Origin of the sequence: Streptomyces sp. NPDC057486 (assembly GCF_042802415.1) — a bacterium.
GTDB classification, from domain to species: Bacteria; Actinomycetota; Actinomycetes; order Streptomycetales; family Streptomycetaceae; genus Streptomyces; species Streptomyces yanii.
Window position 1 is genome coordinate 1,946 of the sequence record NZ_JBHVEE010000018.1, and the last position, 22,644, is coordinate 24,589.

The 22,644-nt window shown below is 71.4% G+C and carries 18 protein-coding genes; 13 read left to right on the top strand and 5 right to left on the bottom strand.

The features are described 5' to 3' along the window. The 7 genes from ACFU6I_RS11480 to ACFU6I_RS11510 all read left to right on the top strand — a co-directional run. Window positions 1-332 (top strand): hypothetical protein (locus tag ACFU6I_RS11480; RefSeq protein WP_384364056.1); only part of this gene is annotated, 332 nt, incomplete at its 5' end. Window positions 333-1,424: 1,092 nt separating this feature from the next. Continuing rightward, window positions 1,425-2,003, top strand: a complete 579-nt coding sequence (locus ACFU6I_RS11485) for a hypothetical protein (protein ID WP_384364058.1) — start codon at window positions 1,425-1,427, stop codon at window positions 2,001-2,003. 442 nt (window positions 2,004-2,445) lie between these two features. Continuing rightward, window positions 2,446-2,739 carry a hypothetical protein gene (locus ACFU6I_RS11490; protein ID WP_384364060.1) on the top strand — a complete coding sequence of 98 codons (294 nt, stop codon included), beginning with the start codon at window positions 2,446-2,448 and terminating at the stop codon, window positions 2,737-2,739. Between the two features lie 561 nt (window positions 2,740-3,300). Continuing rightward, window positions 3,301-3,894 carry a TIGR03086 family metal-binding protein gene (locus tag ACFU6I_RS11495; protein ID WP_384364062.1) on the top strand — a complete coding sequence of 198 codons (594 nt, stop codon included), beginning with the start codon at window positions 3,301-3,303 and terminating at the stop codon, window positions 3,892-3,894. Between the two features lie 154 nt (window positions 3,895-4,048). Continuing rightward, entirely contained in the window at window positions 4,049-4,171 is a 123-nt protein-coding gene (locus tag ACFU6I_RS11500) for a hypothetical protein (RefSeq protein WP_384364064.1), read from the top strand. 562 nt (window positions 4,172-4,733) lie between these two features. Continuing rightward, complete coding sequence (locus tag ACFU6I_RS11505; protein WP_384364066.1) at window positions 4,734-5,792, top strand: NAD(+)/NADH kinase; 1,059 nt, start codon at window positions 4,734-4,736, stop codon at window positions 5,790-5,792. A 183-nt stretch (window positions 5,793-5,975) separates the two neighbouring features. Then, window positions 5,976-7,820: a glycoside hydrolase family 15 protein gene (locus ACFU6I_RS11510; protein WP_384364068.1), complete on the top strand. Its 1,845-nt coding sequence runs from the start codon at window positions 5,976-5,978 to the stop codon at window positions 7,818-7,820. Window positions 7,821-8,100: 280 nt separating this feature from the next. Here ACFU6I_RS11510 and ACFU6I_RS11515 read toward each other — a convergent pair whose 3' ends face one another. Beyond that, window positions 8,101-9,120 carry an alcohol dehydrogenase gene (locus tag ACFU6I_RS11515; protein WP_384364070.1) on the bottom strand — a complete coding sequence of 340 codons (1,020 nt, stop codon included), beginning with the start codon at window positions 9,118-9,120 and terminating at the stop codon, window positions 8,101-8,103. Between the two features lie 999 nt (window positions 9,121-10,119). Here ACFU6I_RS11515 and ACFU6I_RS11520 point away from each other — a divergent pair. Beyond that, window positions 10,120-10,611, top strand: coding sequence for a lamin tail domain-containing protein (locus ACFU6I_RS11520; RefSeq protein ID WP_384364072.1), 492 nt, complete (start codon window positions 10,120-10,122; stop codon window positions 10,609-10,611). 568 nt (window positions 10,612-11,179) lie between these two features. Here ACFU6I_RS11520 and ACFU6I_RS11525 read toward each other — a convergent pair. Next, window positions 11,180-12,328, bottom strand: coding sequence for a DUF3103 family protein (locus ACFU6I_RS11525; protein WP_384364074.1), 1,149 nt, complete (start codon window positions 12,326-12,328; stop codon window positions 11,180-11,182). Window positions 12,329-12,939: 611 nt separating this feature from the next. After that, window positions 12,940-13,824 (bottom strand): LLM class F420-dependent oxidoreductase, encoded by an 885-nt coding sequence (locus ACFU6I_RS11530; protein ID WP_384364076.1) that lies wholly within the window; start codon window positions 13,822-13,824, stop codon window positions 12,940-12,942. A 457-nt stretch (window positions 13,825-14,281) separates the two neighbouring features. Here ACFU6I_RS11530 and ACFU6I_RS11535 point away from each other — a divergent pair, with 457 nt between their 5' ends. Then, window positions 14,282-15,310 carry a serine hydrolase gene (locus tag ACFU6I_RS11535; protein ID WP_384364078.1) on the top strand — a complete coding sequence of 343 codons (1,029 nt, stop codon included), beginning with the start codon at window positions 14,282-14,284 and terminating at the stop codon, window positions 15,308-15,310. 216 nt (window positions 15,311-15,526) lie between these two features. On the opposite strand, the gene ACFU6I_RS11540 is transcribed toward ACFU6I_RS11535, so the two are convergent. Further along, the gene (locus ACFU6I_RS11540; RefSeq protein ID WP_384364080.1) at window positions 15,527-16,270 is read right to left on the bottom strand and encodes an SAM-dependent methyltransferase; all 744 of its coding nucleotides are present in this window, start codon (window positions 16,268-16,270) and stop codon (window positions 15,527-15,529) included. 1,272 nt (window positions 16,271-17,542) lie between these two features. Then, window positions 17,543-18,583, bottom strand: coding sequence for a LacI family DNA-binding transcriptional regulator (locus tag ACFU6I_RS11545; RefSeq protein ID WP_384364082.1), 1,041 nt, complete (start codon window positions 18,581-18,583; stop codon window positions 17,543-17,545). Between the two features lie 191 nt (window positions 18,584-18,774). Here ACFU6I_RS11545 and ACFU6I_RS11550 point away from each other — a divergent pair, with 191 nt between their 5' ends. The 4 genes from ACFU6I_RS11550 to ACFU6I_RS11565 are packed head-to-tail and all read left to right on the top strand — an operon-like array spanning window position 18,775 to window position 22,298. After that, window positions 18,775-19,677: an ABC transporter substrate-binding protein gene (locus ACFU6I_RS11550; protein ID WP_384364084.1), complete on the top strand. Its 903-nt coding sequence runs from the start codon at window positions 18,775-18,777 to the stop codon at window positions 19,675-19,677. Further along, window positions 19,674-20,786, top strand: a complete 1,113-nt coding sequence (locus tag ACFU6I_RS11555; RefSeq protein ID WP_384364086.1) for an amino acid ABC transporter permease — start codon at window positions 19,674-19,676, stop codon at window positions 20,784-20,786. Before ACFU6I_RS11550 ends, ACFU6I_RS11555 begins: the two co-directional genes overlap by 4 nt. A 1-nt stretch (window position 20,787) precedes the next feature. Then, entirely contained in the window at window positions 20,788-21,531 is a 744-nt protein-coding gene (locus tag ACFU6I_RS11560) for an amino acid ABC transporter ATP-binding protein (protein ID WP_384364088.1), read from the top strand. After that, a complete protein-coding gene (locus ACFU6I_RS11565; RefSeq protein WP_384364090.1) occupies window positions 21,528-22,298 on the top strand; it encodes a type 1 glutamine amidotransferase in 771 nt (256 codons plus the stop codon). The genes ACFU6I_RS11560 and ACFU6I_RS11565 overlap by 4 nt, the downstream gene beginning before the upstream one ends. Window positions 22,299-22,644 lie beyond the last annotated feature (346 nt).

Consider the following 22,644-nt stretch of genomic DNA (forward strand, 5'->3'; position numbering starts at 1 on the left):
CCCTGCGGTCCTTCTGGTCCGGGCTCACCCTGCTCGCCCTGCGCACCGGGCGTGCCCTGCTGGCCCTGCGGTCCTTCTGGTCCGGGCTCACCCTGCTCGCCCTGCGCACCGGGCGTGCCCTGCTGGCCCTGCGGTCCTTCTGGTCCGGGCTCACCCTGCTTGCCCTGCGCACCAGGTGTGCCCGGCTCGCCCTGCGGTCCCTCTTGTCCGGCCGGACCCCTCTGGCAGCGGTCCTTTCCTTTGTCGTCATGCGGCCTGTGCTTGCAGCTAAGGAGGAGCCTGAACCGCGCGCAGCTGGTCGGGCACCAGACTCCGTCGCGACGCGCCGATGATCAGTACAGCTGACTAGTTGCTAGTCGATCCGCGCCGCGTGACAGGCAGGGGGCGGGGAGCGGCCCCGACGATGCAGTGGAGCGGAGGGCCGCGGTCTTCCGGTGCGCGCCGTCGTTCGAGGGGTTCGCCCATCGGGTCCGGACCGGGACCTGTCTTCGGCGTGCGGTCAAGGGGGCGGTGACCTGTCACGGCTCGAACCGCAGGTGCCACTGTCTGCGTCACTGCGTACCACCCGGGGTTTTTGGATGAGTGCCGGTGTCACTTTTGGCCGGGGCCGGGTGTCCTGTCGCGCCGGTCCTTGGCCGGTCTCACCGAAGACCGGCCGGTGCCGCGGCGTTGCGGTCGAAGCTCCCGCGCCTGCGGCCGGGAGGGGGCGGGCCCGTCGGTGTGGCGGCCCGAGCCGCATGAGCGGATGCCTCCACGGCCATGCTCCAGCGCATCGGCAGGCGGATCGGCGGGCCGGAGGCTTCTTCGGCCCGCGCCCCGGGCGACCGGGGCCAAGCGTCGTTGTCCTCGGCAAGGCCGGGCCATCGCTTCAGGAGCAAAAGACTCCGATGAGACAGGACAGGCACCATCCGGGCGCAGGGGAGTCGGTGCCACGAGGGAATTCCACGCGTGCAAACGTTCAACCGCGGCGCCCATGGCTCCGAGGCGCCGGACCGAACCGGATGATCGCGACGACGACAGCCGTCACCCCGCCCGGCGCCGCCACGGTCGTCCACCGCGCCGGCAAGGACCGGCCCGCATCCGGGCGCACGCGCTGTGGCGGCCGGGGTGGTCGGGGTGGGGCGCCGGTGACGGCTGTTCAGGGCGGCGGGTGAGGTTTTTCGGTGTGCGGGGGCCGGGCGACATGCTGCCGACAGGGTGATCGGACGTCATCAAGTCGCCCAGAAGGCCTAATCATGTGCCAAATAAGCTTATTTTTACATGTATTGACGGCGTGTCATGTGGCGATCGACGGGCGGAGCGGGGCGTGCGTACACCCGGTCGGCCCCCTGGCGATACGTCCGAGATGCCAGCTAAAGGCGCCATAAGTACGTTCGTCACAGGCCGGTTGCCCGGCCGACCCTCAGAGACAAGGGAGAAGTGACATGAAGACGCGTACTGTCGCCGTGACCGCTGCCGCAGTGGGCGCTGCGGTCATCGCCACTACCGGCATCACCTACGCCTCGGCCGCCGGATCCGCCCCGGCTGCTGCCCCGTCCGTCCAGCAAGCCGCCCCGGCTGCTCAGCAGGCCGCCCCCGACGCGGCTCCGCTCGGTGGTGAAGGCGGTGGCAACGCCGGCAACGGGGGCAAGGGGAACGAGGGCGGCTACGGCGGTGGCGGCGGCAACCGTGGCGGCAACGAGCGTGGTGGTTTCCGCTACAAGGAGGAGGGCCGGATCTTCATCAACGAGCGCTCTTACTCGGCTCGTGGTGAGGACGGCTGCATCACGGTGGTCAGCGGTCTGGGTGCCCGGAGCTTCAACGTCCGTAACGACAGCCGCCGGACTGTTGAGTTCTTCCGCGGGGCGACCTGCGACAACGGTTCCCCGGTTGCGACGGTCGGTCCCTGGAGCACCAGCAACGGTGTCTTCACCCGTCACCACGTCCGTGGCGGCGTGTTCGTCAAAAACGGTGTCGTGGGCAGCTTCCGGGTGGTCCGGGACCACTACGACAGGGAGTGGTAAGCAACCACTACGACCGGTGGTAACTATCCTCCGCAGCATACGGAAACTCCGGCCCGTCGGAATAGGGCCGGGGTTTCCGGCATGCGGGGGTATCCCTCGGCACGCCCCTCAAACCCCCCGCACCGGCTACGCCATGCCCGGCGTTCACCGAGCGCCCCGTATGCCGCCGTGGCCGGCACCCTGCGACGTCGAACGACTGCAGGCCAGTTGGCGGATCCGCCTCCCCAGGCAGGAGGCAGGAGGCGGGAGTCGGGAGGCGGGAGTCGGGAGGCGGAGGGGGCTTGGGTGCGCGTACTCAAGCCCCTCGCTGCCGTGTCGCGCAAAGGTGAGGGCATGACGAAGAAGAGGGCCCGCCCGCTGGGTGCGGGGCACGCTCGTGTCCGCGGTGGCGGCCGTCGCCTGCTGCGGGATCCGGGCGTCCCTGCGGCAAGGGGCCCAGGACGTGAGCGCGGCCGGTCCGGACACGATGTTCGCCGGGTCCTTCGGGCTCCTGTTGGCGGGGCTCACGGGCGTGGTGTCGATGCCGGTGCTGCTGCGGGCCGGGATGCGGGCCCTCGGGGAGCGGTGCCCCCACCTGTTCGTGAGCGTCGGCGCAGTGACGTGGCCCTTCCTCGGCACACACGTCGTCGAGGATCACGTCAGCGACGCGAGCACCGTCATGTACCTGGCCCTGTTCGCAGGGCTTTGCGGTCTGCCGGTCCTGGTCATGGCACCGAACGGACAACGGGCGCGTTGAGCCGGACCGGAGAAGTTCCGTTCCCGTCGCACGGGCCGCCGCCCGGCCGCGTTCCCCGAGTCGTCCTTGCCGTGCTCCACCCCTGAGCATGCCCGGGCGCAGCTAACTGCCCTCAGGGCGGGGCTCTCGACACCGGTCGTCATCGCGCAAGGGGAGCCTGCTGATGCCCCGTCCGCTGATCACAGGACGCGGTACCCGGCACGCAAGGAGTGTGTCCCGCCGGGCCTCACGGGCATGGTCGTCGACGTGAGGTCACAGCTGAACTGCGAGCCGATCTGCAGCGACCCGTCCGGGTGCTCCCCGAAGCGCTGCCCCCCCCGGGGGAGGAACACGGGATCCGCCACCTGTGCCCGCCGTGTGCGACCGCCGGGTCGCAGGAGGGCCGACCACCGTTGGGAGACGGTCCCGCAGCCGGGCGCGGCCTGTCGCACCCGCGCGGCCCACGCGGGCCCGCGGCCGCCGCACGGCGAGCGTTGAGGACTTCATCTGTCCTCAACGGTAGGTAGGTTGTCCTCAGCAGGCCGGGAGAGGTCCCGGCGGCATACGGGGAGGGGCGCACAGATGGACTCGATCGACGGTCTCAAGGTGCTGGAGCGGGCTCACACGTACCTGCGTGCGGCGGTTGCGGGCGTTCCGGCCGGGCGGTGGGACGCGGCAACCCCGTGCGACCGATGGACGGTGCGTCAGGTGCTGAACCACGCACGGCTGGACCAGCAGGCGTACGCGGCGGCCATCACCGGAGAGGGCGGCCCGCAGTCCGACCCCTTCCAGCCCGCCGACGTCCTCGGCGGGCATCACGTCCAGGCCCTGGACGGTGCCCTGGCGGCGGTGTCCGACGCGTTCGCCCGGCTGCCGGCGGACGCCGCCCGCGTGCCGACGCCGCTGGGCCCGCTGCCCGTCCGGCTCGGGGCTGTGGCAGCAGCGTTGGACGCCGGGATACATGCCTGGGACATCGCGGTCGCGACCGGCCAGGACCTTCCCCTGGAGCAGGAGTTGGCCGAGGGCCTGTGGGTCGCGGCGGATCAGCTCGTCGACCGGCTTAGCGACTCCTTCGGTGTCTTCGCCCCGGCCCTGCAGCAGGCGCAGGGGGGCGACCGGGCACACACGCTGCTGGCTTTCGTCGGACGCGACCCGTACTGGCGCCCGGCTGCCTGAAACACAGGCCGCAGCACCCGCCGGTCCCCGCTGCCCTCGCTGACGAGGACGGCGAGAAACCGCACAGCGGGCGACCACGAAGCGGTTTTGCCACCGTGCTGTCACCGCGGCGACGCCCGACGCCGAAGAAAACGTCCCGGACCGCGCCCACCCCATGTACGACTCCTACGTCCCGGAGACCGGAACGGGCCCGGCCGGGATGTTTCCTGCGGGCGAGGCCGGACGATCCGGCGCCGACACCGAGGTGTTCGAAGCAGGGGAGAGCATCGAGCTGTGAAGGACCGGGCGCTGCCCCAGGGCGAAGCCCCGGGGGCGGGACGAGCCCGGCGGACTCGTTCACCTTGCCCTCGGGTCACCTTGCCCTCGGGTGCTGTCCGGACGGCGACGGGCGGCGCGGGGAACACCGGGATCGCGCCGGCGGGACGGCCACGACCGGCGGCTCGAACACGGTTGGCGGTGACCCGCCGTGCGTACACCCGGTTCCGATCTTCATACGGGGCCGGCGGGCCGCACCTGAGCCCCGTGACAGCAGGCCCGACCTTGCCGAAACAGCCGGCACAGGACCGGCCGGCAGCCTCGGAGCCGGCCCGGCCGGGGCCGGCAGCAAGCGACCCGGCGGACACCACAGTGCGCAACGAGCCCGCCCCGCCCGCGCGGACCGGCTCAGCGGGCGAGGACTCCTGCGCCCGCTGAGCCGGCCCGCCCCCGACCGGGGCGCACCCTTGCGACCCCGGCGTACCACCACCCGCACCGGGCGGTGGCACGCCGCTCCTGCCGCTGCGCCGGGGGGATCTGTTGCGATCTGCGCGGCGGGTGGGGGCGGTCTACGGTGAGAAGTGATGCCTCTGAATCGGCTGGGTCTGGTTGTCCACCAAGGCCGGCCCGCCGCCGTCGCGGCGGCGCAGGCCGCCCGCCTGTGGTGTGCCGCGCGCGGCGTTGCCTGCACCGACATCGACGTGTGGCGGGACGGGGAGCTGCGGCACGGTGGCCAGGAGGAGGCCGAGGCGGCGGGCCATCCCGGGATGATCATCACGTTCGGCGGTGACGGCACGTTTTTGCGCGGGGCGCGGATCGCCGCCAAGGACGGGGCGGCGGTGCTGGGCGTGAACGTGGGCCGGCTCGGCTTCCTCACCGAGATCACCACCGACCAGGTGGAGGAGGCTCTGGACGTCCTCCACCGTGATCAGGCGGTGATCGAGGAGCGGATGGTGCTCACCCTGCGCGCGTCGCGCCCGCTTCGCACGCCCGTCGGCCTGGACACGGTGCTGTGCTACGGGCGCGGCCCCGCGCTGCCCGCCCCGGCCGTGCGCCCCGCCGGGGCACAGCCGGTCGGCTGGGGTGTCGCCCTGGACGTCACCGCCGTCAATGACGTGGTCCTGGAAAAACTCGCCCGGGACCGGCAGACGAGCGTGGCCGTGTACCTGGCCGGGCAGCTGCTCGCCTCCTACTCGGCCGACGCGGTGATCGTGGCAACCCCCACCGGCTCGACCGCCTACAACTTCGCCGCGGGAGGGCCGGTTCTGGACCCTGCCGCCGACGCCATCGTTTTCACCCCGGTCGCTCCGCACATGGCCTTCAGCCGCACCGTGATAGCCACGGCCGACGAGGCGGTGGTGGTCCGCGTGCTGCCGCATTCCGGCCGGGTGGCCGTGAGCATCGACGGGCAGACGCGCGGCGTACTGGAGCCGGGGGACTGGGTGGCGACCTACCGCGCACCGTACCGGCTGCGCCTGGCCCGTCTGGCACCGCTGGAGTTCTACCACCGGCTGCGCGAGCGCTTCCAGCTGGCCGACGCCCCGGCGGCCGCCGTCGACCAGACCCCCCTCTTCCACCGGCCCGACACCCCGCCACCCGACGATCTGGCCCACCTGCGCAGGCCCACGCCGCCCGCCGCATGAACGCACGGCCGGTGATTGCGCCGTGACTGCGAGGCCGGCGAACCGCCCTCGCAGCCACGGCGCGGCACACGGCAAAGGCGGCTGAAGCGGCAGACCCGGAGACAAAAACGTGGCGATTTAAACTGTTATCAGGGTTGTTTTCGGCTTCGTGACGGTGGCGTCGCGGTGGCAGGGAGGCCTGGCATGGCGTTCGAGAGTGCTGGACTCAGTGGAGACGGGCAAGGGGCAGGCCCCCCGCGCTACCTGCCGATCGCCGACCACGGCCTGATCGGCGACCTGCGTACCGTCGCGCTCGTGGGCACCGACGGCACGATCGACTGGTACTGCTGCCCGCGATTCGACGCACCCAGCGTGTTCGGCTCCATCCTGGACGCGGACCGGGGCGGATCGTTTCAGCTGGCCGCCGACGTGCCCGCGCGGACCCGCCAGTTCTACTTTCCCGACACCAATGTGCTGATCACACGGTTCTTCGCCCCGGACGGGGTGGGCGAGATCCAGGACTTCATGCCCATCGGCGACCAATCGGGCGAGGCCCACCGGCACCGGCTGATCAGACGCCTGCTCTGCGTCCGGGGCTCGCTCCCGTTCACCGCGCGGGTGGCCCCCCGCTTCGGATACGGGACCGAGCCGCACAGCGCACGCCTGGAGGGCGACAGGGCACACTTCGAATCCAGGAACCTGTCCCTGGCGCTGACGGCCACCGTGCCGCTCGAATGCGACGGCACGGATGCCTGGTCACATTTCAAGCTGCTGGAAGGCGAGTCCGCGGTCTTCGCCCTCGACCGGATCGGGGCCGAGGTCGCTCCGCGGGGGTGCGCCCGGCGCGAGGCGGAGGACGAGTTCCAGGCCACGGTCCGCTTCTGGCGGCACTGGCTGGGCGCCTCGCGCTACCACGGACGGTGGCGGGAGATGGTGCACCGCTCCGCGCTGACCCTGAAGCTGCTCGTCTACGCGCCGACCGGCGCGATCGTGGCTGCGCCGACGACGAGCCTGCCCGAGGAGATCGGATGCGGGCGTAACTGGGACTACCGGTACACGTGGGTCAGGGACGCCGCCTTCTGCATCTACGCCATGCTCAGGCTGGGCTTCACCTCGGAGGCCGAAGCGTTCATGGGCTTTCTGTCCTCCTGCATCATGTGCGAGGACGAGGCCACCGGACCGCTGCAGATCATGTACGGCATCGACGGACGCCGCGAGCTGCCCGAGCACGAACTAGCACATTTCGAGGGGTACTTGGGCTCGTCCCCGGTGCGGGTGGGAAACGCCGCCGCGACCCAGCTCCAGCTGGACATCTACGGAGCGCTCATCGACTCCATCTACCTGTACGACAAGTGGGGGCAGCCCATCAGCAGCCACCGCTGGGACGAGGTCGGCGCCGTGGTGGACTGGGTCTGCGACCACTGGGACCAGCCCGATGAAGGCGTGTGGGAGATCCGCGGGGGACGACGGGACTTCTTGTACTCGCGCCTGATGTGCTGGGTGGCGATCGAACGGGCCATGCGCATGGCGACCCGGCGCGGCCTGCCGGCCGATCTGGTCCGGTGGGGGCGCAGCCGTGACGCGATCTACCGGCAGATCATGCGACGCGGCTGGTCGGCCGAGGCCGGTGCCTTCGTCCAGCAACTGGACGGCGACGTCCTGGACGCCTCCGTGCTGATGATGCCCCTGGTCAAGTTCGTCTCCCCGGTCGACCCGAAATGGCTCGCGACGCTGGACGCCCTTGGCACGAAGCTGGTCGCCGACTCGCTCGTCTACCGCTACGACACGGGAGCAAGCCCGGACGGCCTGCCGGGCACGGAGGGCACTTTTTCGATCTGCTCATTCTGGTACATCGAAGCCCTCACCCGGGCCGGCCGCCTGGAGGAGGCCCGCCTGGCCTTCGAGAAAATGCTCACCTACTCCAACCATCTCGGCCTGTACGCGGAGGAGATCGGACCGACGGGAGAACAACTCGGCAACTTCCCGCAGGCCTTCACCCACCTCTCCCTCATCAGCGCCGCATTCAACCTCGACCGCGCCCTCGGCTGAACCCGCAGGCGGCCGGGCCCCGAACGGCCTGCGGCGGCGATCGCGGGTTCCTGCGCCGTCGTCAAGCGGCAGAGCGTGCGGCCGGCCGGGTTCAGCGCGGCTCCAGGCGCTCTGACCGGGCTGCGGCCGGCACCCTTACGGCCCGGGCGGCGGACCGGGGCGCGCAGACGGGCCGACGGCAGCCAGGGCCCTGGCGGTCAGGTCACCGATACCGGTTGCGGCGCCGGGGCGCGCAGGGAAGGATCGCCGATCCGCTCCACATACCCGGGGCAGCCGGCGGTCAGTTTCCGGTGGTGAGCACCATGCGGAAACGGGCTGCGCCGCTGAGCATCCGCTGGAAGGCGTCGTCGACTTCCTCCAGCGGCACCGTCTCCACCATGGGCTTCACCCCGGTCTGCGCGCTGAACGTCATGGTGTCCTGGATGTCCTGGGCGGTGCCGGACGGGTGGCCGTGGACGGAGCGGCTTCCCCCGATCAGCTGCAGCGGGCTGATCTGCAGCGGCTCGGGGGTAACGCCGAGGACGATCAGCTGCCCACGGTGACGCAGGCCGTCGACGGTGGCGGACATCGCGTCGGAGTTGGCTGCCGTGGCGAGCACGACGCGGGCGCCCCCCAGCGCTTGGAGGGCTTCGGCGACGTTGGCGGCGCTGCTGTCGATGTAGTGCCGGGCGCCGAGCTCTCGGGCCAGTGGCTCCTTGTCCCGGCCGCGGGCGATGGCGACGGTGTCGAAGCCGAACTGGCTGGCGTACTGGACTCCGAGGTGTCCCAGACCGCCGACGCCGAGGACCGCCACGAGGTCACCAGGCCGGGCAGAGCTGTGCCGCAGAGCGTTGAACGTGGTGACGCCGGCGCAGCCGAGCGGCGCGGCCAGGGCGGCCGGCAATCCGTCAGGAATGCGCGAGAGCGCGGTATCGGGGGCCACCATGGCGTCGGCGAAGCCGCCGGGATAGGCCCAGCCGGGAACCTGAAGGTTCTGGCAGTCGATGAAGTCGCCTTCACGGCAGGGCAGGCAGTGGCCGCAGTGGCCACCGAACCAGCCGACCTCGACACGGTCGCCGACCTGCCATCCAGTCACCCCTTCGCCGAGGGCGTCGATCCGCCCGGCGACCTCGTGGCCGGTGACCAGCGGGAACTGCACGCCGGGAAAGCCGGCGTGGACGAAGCCCGCATCGGTGTGACAGATGCCCGCCGCCTCGACGGTGATCCGGACGTGGCCGGGGCCGGGCTGCGGCAGTTCCCGCTCGACGATTTCGAACTTCCCGCCCGCGGCGCTGACCTGGGCGACACGCATCGTGTTCATGGACCTCTCCGTTGCAGGGCAAGGGGACGGGGGAGGCATGAGACCGGTCTCATGCCGGTGGAAACCAAAGCTCGTACGGTTGTTCCAGGGAACGGAATCCCCGACAGGCATAACCGGACAAGAGATTGCTGTTCAGGATATTCCCGATCCCCTGAAAGGCCCGGCAAGCCGGGCGCACGAAGAACTCCCGGAAAAGAAATGTCCGCGCCGAGGAGACTGTCCGGCTTCTTGCGCCCCCGGCCCGGGGGACTTCGATGGTGTCCGGCACCGGCTCCAGCAGCGCCCGCCGTGCGCAAAACCGTGCACCGGCCGAGCGTCTCGCCCATGCCGAACGGGTTCTTCTCCCGGCCGTCACCAGGTGGTGCCGCCGGAGAATCCCTCCCTCGTTGCGCAGGCCGTCCCCGATGCCGTCCGCCCTCACCCGCCGGAAGCCGCCCGAGGCGGACCGCGCACCCGCGTCGATGAAGTCGGCTCATGACGGGCCGTCGGCTGCACCGCCCATCCGCCCGCCGTGGCGGTGGCGGTGGCGAGCCGGCCGCACGTGGTTCCCGGCCGCCGCCGTCGACATCCCCGGGCCCGGGGTCTTCGGGCCGGAGGGCGGAGACAACCACTGCGGCCGCAGGGCGGATGTTCGGCCACACGACGGGTGTCTGAATTGCACGCCATTGTGCCTGTTACCGATCGGCGTGCTGCTCGACGGGCGGCTTGCGGACCGGTGCGGTCGGGGTGCCCGGGGGGCCGGGAAGGCTTCCTCCCGGCTGCGGGGCGGATGCGTGGACCCGGCAGCCGATCTCAGGGGCACGCCCGGGCGGGATACGTGAACAGTGCAATCGCGAGTTACGGAAATGTCCGCATTAAGTAACACGAAACGGATTCGGTGCCGGTGGCGGGGGAGGTGCTCCAGGCTGTGGGTTCTCGGCCTGAGGGGCCGGGATCCGCACCGCGCAGCACGGCCCTTGACCGGGCCCTGGGCGCCCTTACTTGCTCGAGGGGACATCAATGTCTGCTTCTCGTACCGTCCGCCGTATTGCCGCTACCGCTCTGGCGGCCGGCTCCGTCGTCGCCGCGGCGGCGATGCCGGCATCCGCCGACAGCGGCCACGGGCACGGCCACGGATACGGGCACGGCCGTCACCAGTCGTACTCCAACGTTGTCCTCGGCGACATCCAGTACAACAGCCCCGGCCGCGACGACTGGTCGAACCGGTCCCTGAACCGGGAGTGGGTGGAGGTCACCAACACCGGCCGCCGCGCGGTCGACCTGGACGGATGGACGCTCTCGGACCGCGACGGCAACCGCTACCGCTTCGACGACCTGCGCCTGCCCGGCTACGCCACGGTCCGCGTCCACACCGGGCGCGGCCACGACACCCGCCGGGACGTCTACCAGGGCAGCTGGGACTACATCTGGGGCAACTACGCCGACAAGGCCACCCTGCGCGACGACCGCGGCCGCACCGTGGACACCCAGTCCTGGGGCTACCGCCGCTGACCGGCCCCTGCACCGCCACTGACCAAGGGGGCACCTTGTGACCCCGGCGTGCCGCCCTTCCGAGCCGGCGTGCCACCACCCGCACAGGGCGGTGGCACGCCGCGCTCGCATGTCGGCGGCCGCCGGGTTCTCGCCGCTTCTCCCTGCCCCCTGGAAATGCTGCTGGGCCCCGGCCCCAGGGCCCAGGCGTACGCGTCCCGAGGGGCCGAAGGTGCGCACACCAGAGCCCGGCTGCCGCGACGAGCGGCACGTCACGGGGCCGGCGAAGACTCACAGCCGGCGGCCACGAGGACACCTGGCGTACGGGTCACCCCCTGCCGGGCTCACCCCGCCAGGTCACGTGACCGACCGGGGCCGCTCGGCCACTGCGTCGAACGGCCCCGGGTCCGCGGTGGGGGCGACGAACACCCAAACGGGACCAATTCCGGCCGGACGGGGCGGCGTTCCATCAAAGCGGTGCCCCGTCCCGCCCGCCGCGCCGTGGGTCCTGAGCCGGGCCAGGGCCCGAACGGTGGAGAGTTCGGGCCCTGGAGGCGGCGAGGAGGCGCCGCAGGTTCGAAAAGGGCGGTCAGAACTGCTGGACCCAGTACTTGGAGACCTGCATCCAGCCGTTGCCGCGAGCTCCGTGCAGGGTGCCGGCGGAATTGACCGAGAGTGTGTACCAGGAGTCCACGTAGTCGGGGTCGTTGGTGTACCAGGACGTGGGGACGGCGTCCAGGACCGCGTTCACCAGGGGCACGTACGCGCCCTGGTCGGTGATCGTCAGCAGCGCGTCGGCGATGGCCTTGGTGAGCGCGGCGTAGTTCGTGTCGCCGTCGTCCTCCATCATCACCACGTCGGCCAAGTTGTACTTGTAGTTCGACCAGTTCACCAGGATCTGGTTCGGGTAGTACGTGTGATGGTCCGTGTCCAGATAGGGCATGTCGACCGAGTCCACCCGTACCTTGCCGTCCAGCCCGAAGCCGCTGACCAGCGAGAAGATCTCCGCGTCACCCGAAGTCCACGGCTCCTCGTCGTCGTTGAGGTACACCGCGTCGACCTTGGTCGTCCAGAAACCGCCGGCCGCCGCCGTTGCGCTCGCCGCCGTTGCCCGGTCGGCCGCCGGCGTGGTCAGGCCGTCCTTCGCCAGCTCCTTGTTCAGCAGGTCCAGGCCCGCCGCCACCGCCCTGGACACGTCCAGGTCGATCACATACACCGCCTGCTGCGGCGCCTTCGTCGCGTCCAGGGTGTGCGCCCGGCCCCGGCTGTCGTACGCCGTCACCGTCGCCGCGTCGTCATCCTGCGCAGTCACCGCCACCAACGGGCTTGTCCCCGCAGTCAGTTCCTTCTTCATCGCCTCTGTGCCCAGCCGCAGCCGCAGCAGCGAACCCACACTGCTGTCCAGCCCCTTCGCTGTCACGATCCGCCGGTCGGCACCGGCCACCGCGCCCGCCAGCCCCTTGCCCGCCGCGCTTGCCGCGCCCGCGGTCACCGCGCGTAGATCGACCTCGTTCGACTTCAGTACCGCCGAACGCAGTTCCTCCCGCCACCGAACGTTCGCCAGCGACGCGGCCACCGCCTTTGCCGTCCGGTCCTCGATGCGGGTCACCGTCGACGACGAAGCGGCCGCCGGGGTCTGCGGCCGTGCCGCTGCGCCCGCCGCGGGTGCGGCGGCGCCCGCCAGCGCGACGACCGTCGTGGCGCACAGGGAGAGCGCCAGGGCGTTGCGTCGCGTCATACGTCTGTTCAAGGTTCCTCCTGTGAGCGTGCGGCGTCCCGTGTGATGGCGGGACGCCGGGGAAAGGGGGGTGCGCGTTCAGGATGAAGCCGTGTTGCCGTCGGCGGATCTATGCGAGTAGAAATCGCGATGACTAGCATGTGCATGTCGGGTGTGCTGTGCAAGAGGGCGTAATCGATCCGCGAACAGCCCTGACATCAAACAATGGTGACGGCTCATCAGCTGCTCGGCTGCGCGACGCCGTGAAGGTCACGAGCTGCGTCCGGCGCGCGGGTGAGATCCCGACGGGGGCCGCCGGGGACTGGGAACCCCTGTACGAGGGTCACGCCGGGGCAGGGCGGGCCGCCACCTCGACGCAGCCCCCTGAGTGCCGCTGCAATGGCTTGGGGGCTTGCGCGGCCGCCCACGCCACCGGCCCCGGCGGCTGCTCGCCGGTCGCGGCTACGGCTTCGACACGTAGCGGCGCCTCATTCGAGGACGCGTGGGGACACCCGGAAGAGCGCCCGCTGCGGCACCCCGCACACCATCGACGCGCAGCTCACGGTCCGCAGCGTTCCCGGGGAAGGCACGGCCCGGTCCTGGAAATGCCCGCCGGGCCCCTGCGGCACCTTTCAAAGTTCCAGCGCGGCAGCTAACCGCCGCCAGTGCTCCCGGGGCAGGGCGGCTTGATCGCCGTCCGGGGCCAGCGTCTGCACGGCGACGTGGTCGGCGCCCGCGTCGAGGAAAGCATCGATCCGCTCGCGCACCCGTTGCTCGTCACCCCAGCCGAAGAGCGTGTCGATCAAGTGGTCGCTGCCCCCGCCTGCGAAGTCGTCCTCGGTGAACCCCAGGCGCAGCCAGTTGTTGGTGTAGTTGGGCAGGAGCAGGTAGAACGCCAGCATCCGGCGGGCGGTCGCCCGTGCACGGCCCGGATCGGCCTCCAGGACCACGGTGAACTCCGGCGCGAGCAGCGGGCCCTTGCCGAGCTTCTCACGTGCCCGGGCGGTGTGTTCCGGGGTGACCAGGTACGGGTGGGCGCCCGCAGCGCGGTCGCGGGCGAGCTCGAGCATCTTCGGGCCGAGGGCGGCCAGCACCCGGCGGCCGGCCGGGACTTCGGCCGCGTCCAGTGCGCTCAGATAGTCGTTCATCGCCGCGTACGGGCGCTTGTACTGCTCGGCGAGCCCGGCGTGGCTGACTCCGAGGCCGAGCAGGAACCGGCCGGGGTGGGCGGCCTCCAGGGCGGACCAGCGGGCGGCCGTGTCCTGCGCCTCGTATCGCCAGATGCTGAGGATGCCAGTGGCGACGGTGATGGCCGAGGTCGCCTCGATCAGCGGCGCCGCGTGCTCGACGCCGCTGCCGCCGAGCCACAGGGCGCCGTAGCCGAGTTCCTCCAATTCCGCGGCGGCCTCGGCGACTTCCGTATCGCGGGACGGCTTCGGGGCGTGCAGAGCCGTGGTCCACAGGCCGTACCGGCCGATTGCCCTGGCCTGGTGCGCGCCGCTGTCGCTGAAACCCATGGGTCCGTCCTGCCGCCGGGTGACTGAGGTTCGACGTCGGTTGTACCAGCGGCGGCAGTCCCGTCTTCGTATTCCGCCGGTGAGCGGCGCGCCCCGTCGGCCCGCCGGGTGCGCAGCGTCGCGTGCCGCTCGGCGAACCTTTGACGAGGAGCGCATCCGGTCCTGCCCGGACGAGACGGCCCGTGCCGACCGGACGCGCGCTCTCGAGCGAGTCGCCGCAGCAGCGCAAGAGCTTCTTCCTCGGCCGTTCCCGTCAGTCCCGTCCGTCGTGGGAGAGGAATCCCGTCATGGTCGCCGTGAGCGACTGGACCCGCACGAAAAGTTCATTGATGACCTCATTGGGTGCTACTTCCTCAGAGTCCTTTTATGGGTGGGTGTGTGCGGAATCACGAACTGTGTCGCGTAGCTGTTACGTGGGACACAGCGATTTCATGGATGGTCTTTTTATCCTCGCGCCATGTCTCGCCATTCGTTCGCTCCGCTGGTCGCCACGGTCGCCCGGCGCCACTCTTCGCGCTACGCCCTGGCCGCGCTCGCGCTCGTCATGACCGGCTGGGCGGCGACGAGCGGCTTCGCCGACGCGGCCAGGGCCGACGGGGCCAGGGCCGTCCCGCGGCCGGGCCCGATGGCGGAGCCCGCGCCCGGCACAGCCCGGGCGGCCGCGAGCCTCACGCTGCCGTCCGCGTCCGCCACGGCGGCGCACCCGCCGGCGGTGTCCGTGGCGGCCCTGCGGACCGCCGGGACCGGTGTGGCTCCCGGTGCGGCTCCTGACCAGGCGCTGGCCCGGCGGCTCGCGCCGGTCGTGGCGGCCACCCCCGCCTCGCTCTCGGTGGCGGTGCTCGATCCGGCCGACGGCCGCGCGGCACGGTACGGCGTGCAGGCGGGGACGACGTACGACACGGCGAGCATCGTGAAGGTCGACATCCTGGCGGCCCTGCTGCTCAAGGCCCAGGACCAGCACCGCGGGCTCACGGAGCAGGAGAAGGCGTCCGCCGCGTCGATGATCCGGATCAGTGACAACGCGTCCGCCGACGCGCTGTGGCGCGTGATCGGCCAGGCGCCGGGCCTGAACGCCGCCAACCGCAGGCTCGGCCTGACCGGCACGACCGGCGGCGGCGACGGGCACTGGGGGCTCACCCAGACCACCGCGACCGATCAGCTCGCCCTGCTGCGCGCAGTCTTCGGTGCCGACTCCCCACTGGACCAGGCGTCCCGGGCCTACCTGCGCGGCCTCATGGGCGGCATAGCGGCAGGCCAGGACTGGGGCGTTTCTGCGGCCGGCCCCGTCACCGGCCTGAAGAACGGCTGGCTGCAGCGGACCGCGACGGGCCGCTGGGACGTCAACAGCATCGGTCTCGTCCGGGTGGACGGACACGACCGCCTGGTGGCCGTGCTGTCGCGGGGCAGCGTCAGCATGGCGGACGGCGTCCAACTGGTGGAGAAGGCGGCCAAGGCGGCCGTCCAGGCCCTGGACGGGAAGGCCTGACCCCGCACCGCCACAGGGCCCCGCAGCCGCCGGCTCCCGCCGGCCCCGGTCATGTCCTGGCAAGCCCCCTCGTCCTGCCCCGAGTCTTCCGGGCTTTTCGTGGCAAGCACCTCAGCCGCGAGATCACCGGCCGTCCTGCGGCGGAAGCGGCCGGGCCGGCCGCCGCGTCGCAGCGGTGTGATCTGCCGGGACGGGCCCTGAAGCACCGGGGCTGGTTCACGGGCGGTCGGACGCCCGGCGCAGGACCAGACAGACGAAGCCCCAGGTGTCCCGGTAGACGCGCAGCCATTCGGAGCGACGGGTGGTGGCTGTCGTGAGCGCGTGCGAGCTGTCCGGATCGGCAGGGTGGTCCAGGGCCCATGAGGCCAGCGACCCCCAGCAGGCCCATTCGTAGTCGTCCAGCTCACGGCGTGTGCTGACGTGCCCGTCGACAGGAGTCCACCCGTCGGCGACGACGCGGTCCACGGTGGTCGCCAGGTCGGTGAAGTCCCCGAGCATCTCGATGGCCTCCTGGGAAGGGGCACGGTCCCAGAACCCCTCACCGATAAGGGCGCGGCCGCCGGGAGCCAGGTGCTTGCGTGCCGCCTCGAGGGTGGGGAGCAGACCGCCGTAGGCATGCGTGGCCCCGACGCTGAGCACCAGGTCGAACGAGTGCGAGGAGACGAAGTCCCCGGCCTCCTGGTGATGGAGGATCAGGCGCTCCTGGACGCCGCGGTCGTTCGCGGCCCGGCGGGCCTGTGCCAGGGCGTCCTCGGAGACGTCCACGCCCTCGGCGTGCAGGCGCGGGCGCGTGGCCAGGGCGCGCAGGAGCCACTCCCCGCCCCCGCAACCGAGGTCGAGTACACGCTCGTCGCCGCGCGGGAGCCCTCGTTCCAGCAGCCGGCGCACCGAGTCGTCGTCGAGCGGAGACTTTATCGGGTGATCAGCATGGGCGATCCTGGAGATCTGTTCACGGTTCACCGGCGCAGCTTGTCAACACCGGGGGTCGCGCGCACCTCGATTTCGTCCGCGGGCCGGAGCCCTCCGCGGCAACCACCGATCCGCAGGTCCTGATGCTGATGCCCCGTACCGGCACGGACCCGTGTCCCGCCCGGGCCCCCTGTCCCCGACCGCGGCCACAGTACGCAGGCACGGTGGCCGGCCTCCTCGCGGACCCGGATTCTGGGCAGGACACGGATACATCAGCAGACCCCGGGCGAGGGCCGGCTCTGTCCCGGTGCTGTCCACCTCGCCGGGCCACCCGGGATTTGGGACCGGGCAGTCCGGCGCGTGCCGCCGGTCGCCGCCGGGCAGCAGCCGACGCCGGACGGACACCGTCTTCGGGAGTCCGCCCCGCTTCCCCGCCGTCAGGCTCCGTGTGCGGTCACCGTCAGCCGGCCGGTGGCCGTGAGCTGGTCGTCCAGCCGGAGCGAGTCGGCGGTCACGAGCCCCGCCGAGACCCTCTGCCCAGGAAAACGGGAGTGCAGCCACCGTCCGAGCCCGGACGCGTCGAGCGACCCGGGGGGGCACCTCCTCGTCCCGCCCACCCGAGACACTCCACCGGGCCGGCCCGCCGAACACGGCCCGCTCCAGCCGCTCCAGCCACTTGACGAGAGCCCGCCGCCGGCCCGCGTACACGGTGGCGTGCACGGCGGGATCCAGCAACGGCCCGGCCCAGCGGGCGAGTTCACCCACCATCCCCTCGGCCCGGAGTTCGGGCAGGCCCTTGCGCGCGATGCTCAGCCGCGCACGGCCGTACTCGATCCGCGCCCCCCGCACCCGGCTGCCCGGGCCCACCACTGCGGACCCGGCCCAGATCCCGAGCCCGGTGAACGGCGATCCGCCCGGCACACCCCCAGGACTCCACACCTGCTCCAAAGCCGCGAGAACCTCGGCGAGTTCGTGCACATGGGCGACGGCTGTCTCCTCCACGACCCGCGGATCGCGCAGCAGCGCCGTGTCGCCCGCGAGCCGCTCGGCAGTCGCGACCAGCGAGACCACCGACGTGGGGCTCCCGGTCGGGCGCAGCCGCGACTCCAAGGTGTCCAGACATACCCAGATGCCGTCGGGCCGGCCCAGCAGCCCGCCGGCGAGCGGCCGCGCGATGTCGCAACGCTTTGCGCCGCAGGTTTCGGGACCGGACTCCCTGCCCGCCTGAAGGCGCTGGTTCCCTGCGAAGAACCGGGATGGGCCACCGTCCCTGACCCCGCATCAGCGGCACCTGGTTTGCGCCCCCTGCGGGCCCGGCACCGTTCACGCACGGAGTGTGGACCTCCGGACCACGACGGTGCACGGCACCATCACATTGCGCGGTGCTTTTCCGTCCAGGACATCGATCAGTATCGTCACGGACTCGGCGCCCAGGCGGCGCGCGTCCAGGCTCAGGGCGGTCAGCGGTACATCCCAGTCCTCGGTGCCGCAGGACTGGTCGCTCTCGCGCATCACACTGACCATCAGGTCGTCGGGGATGCGCAGACCCAGCCTCCGGGCCGCGATCACCAGGGCCTGGCCGTACGTCTCGTTGAGGCCGTGGACCGCGTCCGGGCGGTCGGGGCCGGACAGAAGCCGTAGCGCCGCCTCCACCGGATCCTCGGAGGCAGCCGGTGTCTCGACGAGCGCCGGCCGGCCGGCCGCGGCGCACCACTCGCGGTAGAGGCGTTCGGAATCCTGGGTGTACGCGTCGGGTTCCGGGCCCGAGAGGAGACCGACCCGTCTGGCGCCAAAGTCCCGCAGGTGGTCGAGGACTTCGGCCATGCCATGCTCCAAGTCGCTCTCCACGGTGGGTACATCCTCGTAACCCGGGTCGATGGGGCGGCCGTCGGTGACCACCGGCATGCGGCGGCGCGCGCAGTCCGCGAGCAGCGGGTCCTCCCGTACCGGGTCGACGATGATGAGGCCGTCCATCGGGACGCGGGCCCACAGCCCGGAGGCCGGATCGCTCGGGACGACGACGAGGGCGTAGTCCCGCTCGACGGCGGTCATGGTGGCACCGGCCGAGAACGCCGCATAGTACGGGCGGTAGGTGCCGGCCCACGGGCGGTCCGACATATGGCCTACGGCCAGTCCAAGGATGCCGGTGCGTCCGGAGACCAGTCCGCGGGCCACGGGGTCGGGGCGGTAGCCGAGTTCCTCGGCGGCGCGGCGGACGCGCTCGCGGGTGGCCGGGGCGATCTGGCCCTTGCCGTGCAGGGCGTGGGACACGGTGGTGATGGACAGGCCGGTGGCCTGCGCCACGTCGCGGATACCGATCCGCCGGCCGACCTCCCCGGCCCGTGCCGATTTCCGGCTGGTCATGCTGTGGTCGCCCTTCCGTGTCATCCACCGAGCTCCAACGCGCGGCGGCCTCAAGAGTGCCAGAGAACGGTCTGTCCGCACCCCCGGAACCCAAAACGTTTTTCTTTCGCTGACCTCGAGGTCTTGACGTACAAAAACGTTTTGGGCAATGTGGCGCCACCGCTTCCCGGCACCTCTCCTCTAGGAGCTCCATGCGCAGCCTCCGTACGTTTGCCCTGCCCGCACTCACCGCCGCGTTGCTCGCGGCCCTCACGTCCTGCGGCGGTTCCGCGGCCGGCGGCGATGACTCCACCACCCACACCACCGATGCCAAGGGGTCCCGCGCCTACGGCACGTGCAAGGTGACCGGTGCCCGCGGCTCGATCCACCTCAAGACCGTCGAGAAGGGCACTCTCACCGTGGTCGGTGACCTTCCCAGCCCCGGCTGGTGGAACGGCGACACCGTGCGTCGGATCGACAGCGGGTACGAGTACTGCATGGCCGCGAACCTCGCCTACCGGGCCGGCCTGTCCAAACTCACCGTGCGCAATGTGTCCTTCGACGCGCTCGTCGCGGGCAAGGCCCAGGACTTCGACATGGCGCTCGCGGAGATCTCCATCACCGACGCCCGCCGCAAGGTCGTGGACTTCTCATCGCCGTACTTCTCCTCCGACATCGGCGTGCTGGTCAAGTCCGGGTCCAAGGTGACCGAGGACAACATCGCGGGCCTGCGGCTCGGCGTGAAGCAGGGCACGACGGGCGCCGACTTCGTCCGCGACCGCCTCCACCCGAAGAGCCAGCCGAAGGTGTTCGCGGGCGATGTCGAGCTGCAGGCCGCGCTCCAGGCGGGCCAGATCGACGCCGCGCTCACCGATGTCGCCATCGTGCTCGGCAAGGCCCAGGAGTCCAAGGGCAAGCTCAAGGTGATCGGGCAGTACGACACAGGCGAGTCGTACGGAGCGCTGTACCCCAAGGGCGGCAAGAACTCCGCCGCCCTCGACGGGGCCATCGACGCGATGAAGAAGGACGGCACGCTCGACAAGCTCTCCTCCACCTACCTGGCCCAGGCCTTCGGCGGGGACCCGGCGGCCATCGCGGTGTGGAGCGCCAAATGACCGTGTCCTCCGATCTGTTGACTGTGTTGAAGGCCGAGCGGACCGAGCCGCCGAAGGCCACCCCGCCCCGGCCGGCGCTGCCGCTCGCGGCCGCCGCAGTGGCGGCCGTCCTGGTCACCGTGACACTGACCGCCGCCACCGCCCAGTCCGTGAGCAAGGTCCTGCCCGGCTCCGCCCTGCCGGTCGCCGGCGGGGCGGTCGTCGTGGCCGTCGCCGTGCTCACCCTGCTGAGGCCCGCGCTGCGGGCTGTGCGCTCGGGCCGCGCCGCCGCCGCGGCCTGGTCCCAGGGCCGGCGGGCCGACGCCCGGCGGGCCGCGTCCGAGGGCCGCGAGGACGCCCGTACCGTACTGGGCTGGTGTCTGGCCGCACTCGTCCTGCTCGGCGCGGTCTGGTTCCTGTTCGCCAATGACCGTGCCGTGCAGCGCACTTTCCTCGACGGCGAAGTGATCGGGATCAGCCTGCGGGAGACCGCCTCCGCGTTCGGCACCAACCTCTTCATCGCCGTCGCCGCGCAGATCCTGATCCTCGTCTGGGGACTGGCGCTCGCTCTCGCCCGGATGGCGCCGGGGCGTACCGGCCGCCCGCTGCGCCTGCTCGCCACGGCGTACATCGACGGCTTCCGCGCCGTACCGGCGATCATCGTCATCTATCTGATCGGCTTCGGACTGCCGCTCGCCGAGGTGCCGGTGCTCAGCTCCCTCAGCCCGGTGTGGTTCGCGATCCTCGCGCTCACCCTCACCTACGGCGCGTACGTCGCCGAAGTGTTCCGGGCCGGCATCGAGTCCATCGCACCCGGCCAGAGCGCGGCGGCCCGTTCACTCGGCCTCTCGCACAGCGCCACGCTGCGCCATGTGGTGCTGCCGCAGGCCACCCGCCGCGTCGTACCGCCGCTGCTCAACGACTTCATCAGCCTGCAGAAGGACACCGCGCTGGTGAATGTCATCGGCACCATCGACGCCTTCAACCAGTCGAAGATCTTCGCGTCCAACCACTTCAACCTGTCCTCGGTGACCGTGGTCGCGGCGCTCTTCATCCTCATCACGATCCCGCAGGCCCGGTTGGTGGACCGGCTGGTGGCACGTGAGCAGCGCCGCGGCAAGAGAGCCTGACATGGCCTTCATCGAGATCGACGGGGTGCACAAGAGCTACGGGCAGACCCCCGTGCTCCGCGGCATCGACCTGACCGTGGCCCAGCACCAGGTGGTCACCCTGATCGGGGCCTCCGGCAGCGGCAAGTCCACCCTGCTGCGCTGCATCAACGGCCTGGAGGAGATCAGCGGGGGCGAGATCCGGGTCGGCGGTGATGTCGCCTCCGGCCGCGGCACCGATGTGGACCGGCTGCGCCGCGATGTCGGCATGGTCTTCCAGCACTTCAATCTGTTCCCGCACATGAGCGTGGTGCGCAATGTCGCCCTCGCACCGATGCAGGTGCGCGGGATACCACGCGTCGAGGCCGAGGAGCGGGCCCGCGCCCTGCTCGCGCGCGTCGGCCTGGCCGACAAGGCCGACAGCATGCCCGACCGGCTCTCCGGCGGTCAGCAGCAGCGGGTGGCCATCGTACGTGCCCTGGCCACCGGCCCCCGCGCACTGCTGCTCGACGAGATCACCTCGGCCCTCGACCCCGAGCTCGTCGCCGAAGTACTGGCCATCGTCCGCGAACTGGCCGAGGGCGGCATGACCATGCTGCTGGCCACCCATGAGATGGGCTTCGCCCGGGAGGTGTCGAACAAGGTGTGCTTTCTTCATCAGGGCGTACTGCTGGAGGAAGGCCCGCCGGAGCAGATCTTCGGCGACCCTCAGCAGGAGCGCACCCGCGCCTTCCTGCGCCGCATCGTCGAGGCGGGGCGGCTGTGAGCGGCGCGCGGGTGCTCGTCGTGGAGCACGAGGACGGCACGGGCCCCGCCCGGTTCGGTGAACGCCTCGCCGACCAGGGCCTGGTGATCGACCTCTGTCGCCCCTGGGCCGGCGACACACTGCCGCGCACCCTGGACGCGTACCACGGGCTGCTGGTCCTCGGCGGATCCATGGGCCCGTACGACGAGGAGCAGGCGCCCTGGCTGCCACAGGTGCGGAAACTGCTGCGGCAGGCCGTAGCCTGGGACCTTCCCACGCTGGGGATCTGCCTGGGCATGGAACTGCTGACAGTGGCCTGCGGGGGCGAGGTCCGGCACGCTGCCCTGCCCGAGGTCGGACTGGGCGACCTGATCTCCCATCAAGCCGCCTTCACCGACCCACTGTTCGCGCCCCTCGTGGACCAGGACAGCTGGTTGCGCGCAGTGCAGTGGCACTGGGAGGAGACGGCCACCCTGCCCGAGGGCGCCGTTCCGCTGCTCACCAGCGAGCGCTGCACCCACCAGGCGTACCGGATCGGCACGGCTGTGTGGGGTGTTCAGTTCCACCCCGAGGTGCTGGCCGATGACATACGCACCTGGGGTGCGGCGGACGTCGGTCCGCTGCACGCCCTGGGCCTCGAACCGGGCGCAGTCGTTGCCGAGGTGGGGCGCGAGGAGAAGCGGCTGCGCACGCTCTGGGGGGCTTTCGCCGAGCAGTGGGGGCGCATTGTTGCCGACGGTCCGGGCCCGTTTGCCCGACAGCGCGTTCCAGTGGAGCGCCTGCCCTGAGGGCCCGACGCCGGTCGGACCGGTCGGGCTGCGGGCGCAGCCGGTCCAACCGGTCCTCCCCGCCGGGCAACGGGTCGACAGGGGCCCCGGAAACCGCCACACCCCCCCGCGCCCCCCAACGGTTCCCGGTGCGCACCGAGAACACCCGGGCACGGGGTCTGCGCCGGCACCTTTGCCGGAGGACACGTACACGGTGCCGTCCCGGTCGGCGGTGATCCCCTCCGGCAGGACGCCGGGGATGTCGGAGACGTAGGTGCCAGGCAGCGGGCGGGCGACGGCCCGCCCGGAGTACCGCCGAAGACAGCAGCGAGGACGGCCGGGAGGAGACAGAGGAACCGTGAGATGG